The organism is uncultured Romboutsia sp. (assembly GCF_958366745.1).
Taxonomy (GTDB): Bacteria; Bacillota; Clostridia; order Peptostreptococcales; family Peptostreptococcaceae; genus Romboutsia; species Romboutsia timonensis.
Genome location: NZ_CATXCO010000055.1, coordinates 1 through 11823, shown reverse-complemented (window position 1 = coordinate 11823; position 11823 = coordinate 1). Strand labels below are relative to the sequence as shown.

The 11823-nt window shown below is 26.4% G+C and carries 13 protein-coding genes; all 13 read left to right on the top strand.

Annotated features, from left to right (window positions below):
* On the top strand, positions 1-546 hold a 546-nt coding region (locus Q5F54_RS05705; protein WP_302334089.1), incomplete at its 5' end, for an amidohydrolase family protein.
* Positions 547-889: 343 nt separating this feature from the next.
* Positions 890-1960, top strand: a complete 1071-nt coding sequence (locus tag Q5F54_RS05700; protein WP_281539102.1) for an ABC transporter ATP-binding protein — start codon at positions 890-892, stop codon at positions 1958-1960.
* The gene (locus Q5F54_RS05695) at positions 1960-2841 is read left to right on the top strand and encodes a carbohydrate ABC transporter permease (protein WP_071120842.1); all 882 of its coding nucleotides are present in this window, start codon (positions 1960-1962) and stop codon (positions 2839-2841) included. The genes Q5F54_RS05700 and Q5F54_RS05695 overlap by 1 nt, the downstream gene beginning before the upstream one ends.
* A gap of 8 nt (positions 2842-2849) precedes the next feature.
* Complete coding sequence (locus Q5F54_RS05690; RefSeq protein WP_288526369.1) at positions 2850-3668, top strand: carbohydrate ABC transporter permease; 819 nt, start codon at positions 2850-2852, stop codon at positions 3666-3668.
* The gene (locus tag Q5F54_RS05685; protein ID WP_302334088.1) at positions 3652-4947 is read left to right on the top strand and encodes an MBL fold metallo-hydrolase; all 1296 of its coding nucleotides are present in this window, start codon (positions 3652-3654) and stop codon (positions 4945-4947) included. Before Q5F54_RS05690 ends, Q5F54_RS05685 begins: the two co-directional genes overlap by 17 nt.
* A 14-nt stretch (positions 4948-4961) precedes the next feature.
* On the top strand, positions 4962-6224 hold the full coding sequence (locus Q5F54_RS05680; RefSeq protein ID WP_302334087.1) for an ABC transporter substrate-binding protein: 1263 nt from the start codon (positions 4962-4964) through the stop codon (positions 6222-6224).
* A gap of 297 nt (positions 6225-6521) precedes the next feature.
* Entirely contained in the window at positions 6522-8033 is a 1512-nt protein-coding gene (locus Q5F54_RS05675; RefSeq protein WP_302334086.1) for a bifunctional UDP-sugar hydrolase/5'-nucleotidase, read from the top strand.
* Between the two features lie 505 nt (positions 8034-8538).
* Positions 8539-8847, top strand: coding sequence for a PadR family transcriptional regulator (locus Q5F54_RS05670; RefSeq protein ID WP_071120834.1), 309 nt, complete (start codon positions 8539-8541; stop codon positions 8845-8847).
* 12 nt (positions 8848-8859) lie between these two features.
* Positions 8860-9576, top strand: coding sequence for a DUF1700 domain-containing protein (locus Q5F54_RS05665; protein WP_071120833.1), 717 nt, complete (start codon positions 8860-8862; stop codon positions 9574-9576).
* Complete coding sequence (locus Q5F54_RS05660) at positions 9569-10606, top strand: DUF4097 family beta strand repeat-containing protein (protein ID WP_281539106.1); 1038 nt, start codon at positions 9569-9571, stop codon at positions 10604-10606. The genes Q5F54_RS05665 and Q5F54_RS05660 overlap by 8 nt, the downstream gene beginning before the upstream one ends.
* A gap of 79 nt (positions 10607-10685) precedes the next feature.
* Complete coding sequence (locus Q5F54_RS05655) at positions 10686-10871, top strand: (2Fe-2S)-binding protein (protein ID WP_281539107.1); 186 nt, start codon at positions 10686-10688, stop codon at positions 10869-10871.
* A 179-nt stretch (positions 10872-11050) separates the two neighbouring features.
* Complete coding sequence (locus tag Q5F54_RS05650) at positions 11051-11482, top strand: MarR family winged helix-turn-helix transcriptional regulator (protein WP_281539108.1); 432 nt, start codon at positions 11051-11053, stop codon at positions 11480-11482.
* 10 nt (positions 11483-11492) lie between these two features.
* On the top strand, positions 11493-11823 hold a 331-nt coding region (locus tag Q5F54_RS05645), incomplete at its 3' end, for an MATE family efflux transporter (RefSeq protein WP_302334085.1).

Below are 11823 nucleotides of genomic sequence, written 5' to 3'. Positions count from 1 at the left end.
TTAAATCCAGTATTTGAAGTATTAAAAGAAACTGAAATACCAATTAAGACTATGAGACCAACTCATGTAAATAGAAGAAGAGAGCTTTTAGAACAAGGTTTTGAATATGCTAAAATGGGTGGAATAATAGATTTAACTTGTGGAATATATGATGAACTTAGTCCTAAAAATGTAGTAAAGGAAGCTGAGAATAAAGGCGTTTTAAGTGAAAATATAACTATAAGTTCTGATGGATATGGAAGCTGGTCAAAATATGATGAGAATGGAAATCTTATAAAGATTGGTGTATCTAGTGTTAGTAGCTTATATAAAGAGTTTAAGGCTATGGTTAATGAAAGTGAAATAGCTATAGATAGAGCATTAAGTTATTTTACAAGTAATGTTGCTAAGGCATTAGAAATATATCCTAAAAAAGGATGTATAGCTGAAGGTAGTGATGCTGATATGATTATTTTTAATAATGATTTTTGTATTGACCATGTTATAGCTAATGGTAGAGTTATGGTTGAAGATGGTAAAGTTTTAGTTTATGGAAGTTATGAATAGTTTTAAATACCCTCCTTTATGGAGGGTATTTTTTACGTACAAGGAAATTATGTAGACTTAGAAAGTACATATAAGTAAGTTAAGCTTAGTTATATAGATGTATTTATTATAAGTAAAAATGATTTTGAGCAATGGATGTATCCGTAGCGTGAGCAAGGATATATCGTTGGCGAAATGAAGTGTTTCGCCGACACGTCGCTCAGGCGAAGCGAATTTTTTATTTTACTTACATGGATATATTACATCGATTGAAAATTAAATAAGAAAATTTAAAGTTAGAAAATAGATATAAATAAGATTACAAATTTGGAGCAATAATATATTTATGAGAGGTGATAAGGTTATGATACATATTAATAAACTGCAAAAAGTTTATGATAATGGATATGAAGCATTAAAAAGTATAAATCTTGAAATAAATGAAGGCGAGTTAGTATGTTTGTTAGGTCCTAGTGGGTGCGGTAAAACAACAATATTAAACTTATTAGCAGGATTATTAGACCCTACAAGTGGGGATATTAAATTTGATAATGAATCAGTTATAAACAAACATCCTAAAGATCGTAATATAGGGCTTGTATTTCAAAATTATGCATTATATCCTCATATGACAGTTTTAGAAAATGTTATGTTCCCATTAACTGTTGGTAAAAAAAAGAAGCCAAAAGAAGAAGCTGAAAAAATAGCTAAAGAGTATATGAAAATAACTAGTATTGAAGAGTTGGCAAATAAAAAACCTGGAGAGATGTCAGGTGGACAACAACAAAGGGTTGCAATAACAAGAGCTTTAGTTCAAAGTCCAAAAATTCTACTATTAGATGAGCCATTAAGTAACTTAGATGCAAGGCTAAGACTAAAGATAAGAGAGGAAATAAGAAGATTAGTAAAAGAGATAGGTATAACTACAATATTTGTAACCCATGACCAAGAAGAAGCTTTATCTATAAGTGATAGAATAGTTTTAATGAATCAAGGAATAGTACAACAATTTGATATACCACAAAATTTATATCTAGAGCCTGCAAACTTATTTGTTGCAAAGTTTATGGGTAATCCAATTATAAATATTTATGAGATGAATAAAGAAGGCAATGTTTTAGTTGGAGATGATTTTTCTATTGATTTAGGATTACTAAATGAAAGCAGAATAAAACAAAGTTTTAATGAAGATAAATATGTTGTAGGTATAAGACCTGAATATTTTATTTTAAGTGATACACCATTATTTAAAGGAAAAATTGAAACTGCTGAATTAATAGGAAAAGATTGTATATTAAATTTCAAAATCAATAATAAATTTTCTAAAGCAATTACAGATATAAATGAAGGTATATGTGAAAATGACGAAGTTGGATTTGATATAGATTATAACGGCATTTATATATTTAAAGAAGACGGAACGAGGGTTTACTAATGAAGAAATTAAAATATAGTGCAGAAAATTCACCACAAGCATGGTTATACTTATTACCTGCTTTAATTATAATTCTAGTATTTCATGTATATCCATTAATAAAAACTTTTATTATATCTTTTGAAAAAGGAACTTTAAATAATTTAGTGTTTAATGGAATTAGAAATTATCAAATTGTATTAAGTGATCCTAAATTTCATAAAGCAATATTAAATACAACCTTATATTCTTTTACGGTAGTACCAGTAGGTGTTATTATTGCAATGATTATATCGTTAATTATTTTTGAAAAAATCAAACATAAAGATATATTTGAAACTATATTTTTTATACCTTATTTAACAAGTATTATAGCAGTAGGTATAGTATTTAGATTTTTATTAAATAAGGACTATGGATTTATAAATTATATACTAAGTTTTATAAATGTAGGACCAATAAATTTCTTAGATGACCCTAAGATGAGTATGTTTACATTGATTATATTTGGAATATGGTCAGGTCTTGCATTTAATATAATAATATTAATTTCTGGACTTAGAAATGTAGATAAAAATTATTACAAGGTTGCAGATATGTTTGGTGCAACTAAAACAGAGCAGTTTTTTAGAATAACATTACCTCAAATGATACCGATTATTACATTCTTATTAATGATTAATTTTATAAATGCATTTAAGGTATATGCACAAGTATTTGCAATATTTAATGGTAAAGCTGGTATTGCAGATAGTGCAACTACAGCAGTATTTTATATATTTAATAAATTCTATGTTGAATACCGTTATGGTCAAGGTATGGCAGCTGCAGTTATATTATTTATACTTATACTGATATTTACAATGATTCAAAATTATGTACTAAAGAAAATATCTAAGTAGGTGAAAATATGGGAAAAGTTAGTTCAATTTTAGGAAAAATATTTGTAGTCATTATGGCATTGATAACATTATTTCCATTTGTTTATATGATTTTATCAAGTTTAATGACTTTTCAAGAAGCAACGAGTGTACCTCCAACATTGTTTCCAAAATCTTTTCAGTGGCAAAACTTTAGAGAAGCAATGAAGCAAGCACCTTTTGCTAGATATTTCTTAAATACCATATTTGTAGCAGGAATATCAACACTTGGTACATTAATAACTTCAGTACTTGCAGCTTTTGCATTAGTTAAATTAGAATTTAAATTTAAAAACATATTATCAGGTGCATTGGTTACATTACTAATGGTGCCATATGAAGTTACAGTTTTTACTAACTATCAAACAATAGCAAGGTTAGGGTTATTAGATACTTATACAGCACTTATTGTACCATCACTTGCAAGTGTATTTTATATATTTTACTTAAGAGGATATGTTTCAAGTATTCCTATGTCATATTATAAAGCAGCTAAAGTAGATGGATGTAGTGATTTAGAATTTATTACTAGAATTTTAGTTCCACTTATAAAACCATCATTATTTACAATGGGAATATTAAGTTTTATAGGTGGATGGAATTCTTTTTTATGGCCAATACTTGTAACTAATAGCAAAGAAATGAGATTACTTAGTAATGGACTAAGTGCCTTTGCTACAGAAAGTGGTACCAATGTGCAATTACAAATGGCTGCATCAACAATAGCTATAGTACCAATACTGATTATATATTTAATATTTAGAAAAGAAATAATTAAAGGAGTTGCAAGCAGTGGTATTAAAGGATAAAAAAACAAAAATAACTTTTCATAATGGAATACTAACAATTGGAGGAACTATTATAGAAGTTGTATATGAAGATAGTCATATATTCTTTGATTTTGGAAGTGAATATAATCCAAGTGCATCTTTTCAACCATCTAATTTACAAGAACTATTAGATGAAAAATTAGTTCCTTATTTAAATAATATGTATGATCCAAGCATTGAACTTAAAGGATATAAATCAAGTGAAGATAATTTTAAGCATACTGCGGTATTTTTATCTCATATGCATTTAGATCATTCAAAAATTATTAATTATTTAAATCCAAGTATTCCTTTATATACATTAGAAGGAACGAAATCATTACTTAATACACTAAATATAAATGATGATTTTTTATTCCCTCTTCATAATAAAAAAGATTCTAATACTAGAGAAATAATTGGAGTTAAAGAAAATGAAGTAATTGAAGTAGGGAAAATAAAAGTAAAAGTAATGCCAGTAGACCATGATGCTTATGGTGCTTGTGGATTACTAATTAAAACACCAGATTTAGTGATTTCTTATACTGGAGATATAAGACTTCATGGTTATAGAAAAGAAGATACACTAAAGTTTTGTAAGGAAAGTGAAAACTGTGATGTTTTATTAATAGAAGGTGTTACAGTTTCTTTTAAAGATTTTGAAGATGAAGAGAATGAAAATGATTTATGCAATGAAAATGATTTAATAAAAAGAGTAAATGAAATAGTAAATAATAATCCTAATAAGCAGATAACATTTAATTATTATATTTCTAATATAGAAAGGATTTTAAATATAATAAAAACAAATCCTAGAAAAGTTGTTTTAGATGCATATTATTCTTATGTATTAAAAGAAGCTACTAATTATGAATCTTATTATTATAGATTAGATGATAAAGATTATGGATTAAATCTAGAATATGAAATTAAATTTGAAGAGTTATTAAATGATGAAAGTGAGTATATGTGGCAATTAGATAAAAATTCACTTAAACAATTTAATAAACTAAAAAAAGGTGGAATATATATCCACTCAAATGCAGTACCTTTAGGTCCTTATGACCCAAGTTATGAACCATTTGTAAATAAATTTAAAAAACATAATATAGAATTTATAACAGTATCATGTAGTGGACATGCTCATCCAAAGGATTTAATAAAAATAATAAATTTAATTAAACCAAAGCTATTAGTACCAATTCACTCATATAAGCCAGAGAAACTTTATAATGAGCATGGAGAAAGATTATTACCAAAGAAAAATCAAACTATTTAAGGAGGAAGAATATAATGAAGTTAAAAAAAATATTGCCGTTGGCTATATCTTTAAGTTTAATGGCAGGATGTTCAGGAAAAAAACAATCAGCTACACCAACTAATGAAGAAATAGTTACTGAAATAAAAAATCCAGTTGAAATAACTTTTTGGCATGCAATGAATGGTGACCAAGAAAAATCATTACAAGGATTAGTTGATAATTTTCAAAAAGAAAATCCTAATATAAAAGTAATTCTTCAAAATCAATCAAGTTATCCTGATTTACAACAAAAGATAACAGCAACAACAGCAAGTCCAAAGGATTTACCAACTATGACACAAGCTTATCCAGATTGGTTGTTAAATGCTATAGATGAAAATTTAGTACTTGATTTAAAACCTTATATAGAAAATGAAACTTTAAAATTTGACAACTACGATGATATAGTAAAAGGGTTTAGAGAAGCATCAACATTAGATGGAAAAATATATGGAATTCCCTTTAATAAATCTACTGAAGTTTTATGGTACAACAAAACTTTATTTGATAAATTAAATTTAAAAGTTCCAAAAACATATGAAGAATTTAAAGATGTAGCAGAAGATATAAAAGAAAAAGCAAATATATTTGGTGGTGGATTTGATTCATTAAGTAATTATTACACAACATATTTAAAAAATGAGGGTGTAACATTTGACTCAAAACTAGACCCAACTAGTGATAAATCAGAAAAAGCAGTTGATTATTATCTAGATGGTGTAGAAGATGGATATTTTAGAATAGCAGGAACAGACAAATACTTATCAGCTCCTTTTGGAAATGAAACAATAGCTATGTTTGTAGGATCTAATGCAAGTGAAACTTTTGTAAAACAAGGTGTTAATAATAAATTTGAGATAGGCGTTGCTCCATATCCAGCTAAAGAAGTAATGCAACAAGGAACAGATTTATTTGTATTTAATAGTGCTACAGCTGAACAAAAAACAGCAGCATATGAATTCTTAAAATTTTTAACAACAAAAGATAATCAAATAACTTGGGCTACACAAACTGGATATATACCTGTTAGAGAAAGTGCTATAAATTCTGATGAATACAAAAATACAGGAAGTTTAATAGCTCCAATTATAGCAGATGCAACTAAAAACTTATTTACAAATCCTCTTGTAAAAGGTATGGATAGTGCATATAGAGAATCAAATACAGTATTAGAATCAGTATTAGCAGAGAAAAATCCAGATGTTAAATCAAAATTAGAAGCATTTAAATCTACTTTAATGTCTATTTGGGAATAAAAAATAGTTAGGGCGTTTCTTAAAACAGGATTACGCCCTGTTTTTACGCTTAAGGATATTATAATACTTTAAAAAATGTGGATAACTTATGAATGTAAGTAATATGAATAAATTGTTTTTGAGCGTAAAAAAGATTTTGAAATACTTCGCCCACGCAGTGGCTCAAGCAACGGACGAAGTCGTTGGCGACATGAAGTGTTTCGCCGACACGTCGCTCAAGCGAAGCGAATTTTATATTATAGATTATAAATTATCTTATTTGTAAAAATATTAGACTTTGATAAAAGGAGTAAAACTATGAAAATTGTTATATATCAAACTAGTGACTTACATGGATATATTTATCCTACAAACTATGTAAATGATCAACCACTAGGTTTTTTAAAAATTGCTAGTTATATATTAAATGATGAAAAAAATTATGATGCATCTTTAAAGATTGACTGTGGTGATTTAGTTCAAGGCTCAGCACTTACACATTTTTTATCTAAACAAGCTATAGATGAAAACCCTATAATAAAAGGGTTAGAAGCTATAAACTATAATGCCTATGTACTTGGAAATCATGAATTTAATTATGGACTTAACTATTTAAAAAATGCATATGATAAAATTTCTGATAAAGTAATAAATGCAAATATAAAAGGATTGCCTTTTAATACTAAACCATATAAAGTATTTGATTTTAATGGTTTTAAAGTAGGGTGTATAGGTTTTACAACTGTTTATATACCTAATTGGGAACAAGAAGCAAATATAAAAGATTTAGAATTTCTAGATGTAGTTAAACAATATGCTAAATATGAAAAAGAATTAAAAGAAAACTGTGATTTTATAATAGTTTGTTATCATGGTGGATTTGAAAAAAGCTTAGATGAAAATATGACTCCAACAGAAGCTTTAACAAAAGAAAACCAAGGAAGTGAGCTTTTAGAAAATTTTGACTCAATAAATATGATATTAAGTGGTCATCAACATCGTTCATTTATAACTAAGATAAAAGATGTAATTTGTTCTCAACCAATGCATAATGGTCAAAGCTTTACTAAGGTAGTTATTGATACAGAAAGTAATGATATATCTTATGAATTGATAGATGTTAGTAAATTAAATGATGACATAGATGATAAATTAGAAAATATATTTACTCAAACACAAAAGGATTTAGAGGTTTACTTAGATAAAATTATCGGTGAATTTGATAAGGATATTAAGGTTGATGATATATTCTTAGCAAGATTAAAAGGTCATCCATTTATAAATTTTCTACATCAAGTACAGTTAGATGTTTCTGGTGCTGATTTTTCTGCATTATCAGTATTTGATAGTGCTATGGGATTTAGTAAAAAAATATCGGTTAGAGATGTCTTAATAAATTATCCATATCCTAATACTTTAAAAGTGCTAGAAGTTACAGGTGAAAAATTAAAAGAAGCTATAGAAAAGAGTGCAACTTACTTTGTTATTGAAGATGGAAAAATAGGTATAAACAAAGAATTTTTACATCCTAAAGTTCAACACTATAACTATGATACTTTTGGAGGATTAGAATATAAGATAGATTTATCAAGAGATTTTTATGATAGAGTTGTCTATATGAAAAAAGATGGTAAGGATATTAGTATGGATAAGACTTATACAATAGTTTTAAATAATTATAGAGCTAGTAATACTTCTATATATCCAGCATATAAAGGTTGTAAGGTTGTTAAAGAAATTAATTTAGATATAAGTGAAATAATACTTGATTATATTCAAAAGCATAAAAAGATTGTTGTTGATGAAAAACCAAATTATTTTATAAACTAAATACTTATAATTAAACTTTAAAGTTTTTAATCGAGCTCTCTTTTTTAGAGGGCTTTTTTATGCTTAAGGATATTATAATACTTAAGAAATGTAGATAACTTCTGAATATAAGTAATATCAATAGGTTTATAAATGAAAAAATATATTTTAAAATGATTATTATACATAGTGGTTTAGTGTAAGATATTGTTTAAGAAATAAATTATTTCGCTTACATGTCGCTTAAGCGAAGCGAATTTTTTATGTATAAGTAAAGTAGATTATGAAAAATTTTGTGTTTGTATATAGCCTATAAATGTAAATAATGAAATTTTGAGCAACGGATGCATCCGTAGCGTTAGCAAGGATATATCGTTGGCGACATGAGCGAAGCGAATTTTTATATAATAATGTATAAAAAAGTATTGTGTATCACACAGTACTGTGTTAATATAATTAACAGGTAGTGTGTAATGCACAGTACTATGTAATTAATTTAAAGAAATACATAAGAAAGGAGTAATTAATGAATACTCAATTTAGAAAAGGAGTTCTTGAAATTTGTGTCCTTACTTTAATATCTAAAAAAGATATGTATGGATACGAAATAGTTCAAAATATATCAAAAGTTATTGAAGTAAATGAGGGAACAATATACCCAATACTAAGAAGGCTTACAAAAGAGGGATATTTTGAAACTTATATACTAGAATCAAATGAAGGGCCAGCGAGAAAATATTACAAAATAACACCTGAAGGAATTGAAAACTTAAATAGATTAAAAAGCGAATGGAATGAATTTGTATATGCAGTAAATACATTTTTAAATGATTAAGGAGGAATTGAATTGAAGAAAGAGGATTTTTTAGAAATTTTAAGAGATTATCTTAAGAAAGGTTTTTCTGAAGATGAAGTTATGGATATATTAAGAGATTATGAAGAGTACTTTGTAGATGGAATAATTGAAGGTAAAAGTGAAATAGAAATAATTCAATCATTGGGTTCACCAAAGGAAATTGCAAATGAACTATTAGCCGAAAGTAATATAAAAAGTGAAAATAAGGTTAAAGGAAAAGTAGAAAACTTTTTTATAGAAGCAAAAGGAAAATTTAAATCAGGATTAAATAAATTTAAGGTAAACTTAAATGATAAAGAACATGTAAAATCAAGAAAGAAAATAGAAATTTTACAAGTATTACTTACTATAATACTATTACCATTTGCATTTGCTATAGTATGTTCAACTATTGGAGTAGGAATAGGTCTTATAGGTTCGTTAATTGCATTAGTTATAGGGACTCCTTTTGCAATTAGTTTAACCAATGTAATGCCAGAAGTTAAAACATTAATAATATTTTTATTTATAGCTTATATAGGATTTGAAATACTAATATGGCAATTATTTATTGCAGTTGTAAGATTAGAAAAAAAAGCATTTAAAATATATATAACATGGATAAAAACAAATCAATTATATATAGATGGAAGTATAAAAAAGGAAGAAATAGAAAGGCATGATGAAACAATAATTAAAGATAAGGATGGAGGAGAATTAGATGAATAAAAAACGTATAGTTACAGGTGTTGGTGTAGTTCTTCTTATAACAGGTATTGTAGGTAGTATATGGTCGGGAATAGAAGTAATGCCAAAGTTAATAAATGATGCTCAAGCTATGCAGAATAATTTAAATCAACAAGAGGTTTTGTATAAGGGAAAAATAGACTTGGCAAAGTTAAATATAAATTCTAAAGTAAGTAACATAATAATAAAAAAATATGATGGAAAAGATGTTATAGTTGAAAGGAGTGGAAATAAAAACTTAAGTACAATAACTACCAAAGAAAGTGGTAGTGAATTAACTATAGATGAAGAGTTTAATAATAACAATAATAACTTAGGAAAAAGTATAGATGATATAGTTAGATACTTAGTAGATGAATTATATACATCTCATAATTCAGATATAACAGTTTATATTCCTGAAAATATAGATATAAATGTAAATACAAATAATGGTGGACTATATATTAATGGTGTCAATGCTAATAATTTAAATTTTAATACACAATATGGAAATATATCATTAAGTGAAAATAGTAATATAAAAACTCTAAATATAAAATCTAACTCTGATATATCTTTAAAAGTTAGGGAGGTATATTGTATAGATAATTTAAGTATAGAATCAAATTATGTAAATATATATGAGGGAACTTTTGTAGAAGATGAATCTAAAATTCCAGAAAGTATTAAAATATTGGCACAAGGTGGTTATGATAATAGTGTTAATATAAATACAAACTTACCAATAGCTAAAAATCTTGATATTACTTCAGAGGAAAATGTAGATTTAAAGTTACCTATATCAGATTATAAATTTAATTTTGATATAAAAACTTCAAATAGTATATCTTTTGATGAAAATAGTGTAAGTAAATATTTAGGTACTTCTTTAGAAAATTATATTAACTCTAATGATACAGAACATATACTTAACGAAAAAAGCTTTAAAGGATTGATAAATGAAGAACTTATAAATAATCCTACAGAATATTTTGTTAATATAAGAAGTGCAAATGTAAAGTTCAATTAATATTTTATCAGTTAATATGTTAAAAATGTAAAGGTATGGGTATAATAATTTTATATAAATTTGATGGAGGTAAAATATTATGAATAAAGATGAAAAAGTATGTTACTGCTTTAATGTAACTGTAGGAGATATAGAAAAGGCTATAAATGAAGGTGCAGATTCTTTAGGTGCAGTTCAACAAGCTACAAAAGCTGGATCTGGATGTGGTAGATGTAGTGCAAATGTAGAAAAAGTAACTACAGAATTATTAAAAGAAAATAAATAATTATATATAAATACCCCGTCGTAAAATACGACGGGGTATTTATATATAATTAAGTTAGTCAATTTTAGATTTTAAAAAATAGTTGCAATAACAACTGAATAGTAATATAATGAAAATAGTTGGCTAAGCAACTATTTTTATTTATAGACGTAAGTTTATCTAAACTTGAGGAGGAAAAAATGATAAATGGAAAAAGAGAGCCTATCGGAAGATATATATCTCAGATTTATAGAAAAGGAAACTCTTTTATAAGTAAAGAAATTTCTAAGTTTGGAATAGGATCAGGACAAATAATGTTTTTGATGCAATTATATAAAAAAGATGGTATCAGTCAAGAGGAACTAGCTGAAAATTTACACATAGATAAGGGTACTACTTGTAGAGCTATAAAAAAGCTTGAAGAAGAAAGTTTCTTAATTAGGGTTAAAGATGAAAATGACAAAAGGGCTTATAAGTTATATCTAACTGAAAAGTCAAAAGATATGGAAGATAATATTAAAGGGATATTATATGAATGGGAAAAACATATCTCAAAGGATCTTTCACAAGAAGAAGTAGATTTTTTACTTACTGTGTTAAAGAAAATATGTATAAGTCAAAATATTAAATAGGAGGTTTAAGATGAAAGATAATCAACAAATTTTAGGTACAGAGCCTATAGGAAAATTACTGATAAAATATTCTGTTCCAGCTATTATAGGTATGATAGTGAACGGATTATACAATGTAGTAGATAGAATATTTATAGGAAACATTCCAGGAGTTGGTCCACTTGCTATAACAGGGCTTGGTGTTACTATGCCTATTATGACTATAATAATGGCATTTGGTATGTTAATAGGTATAGGTACTACAACAAACATATCTATTAAATTAGGTCAAGGTAAAAAAGAAGAAGCAGAAAAGTTAATAGGTAATGCAATTACATTAGCATTAATAGTAGGTTTATTAA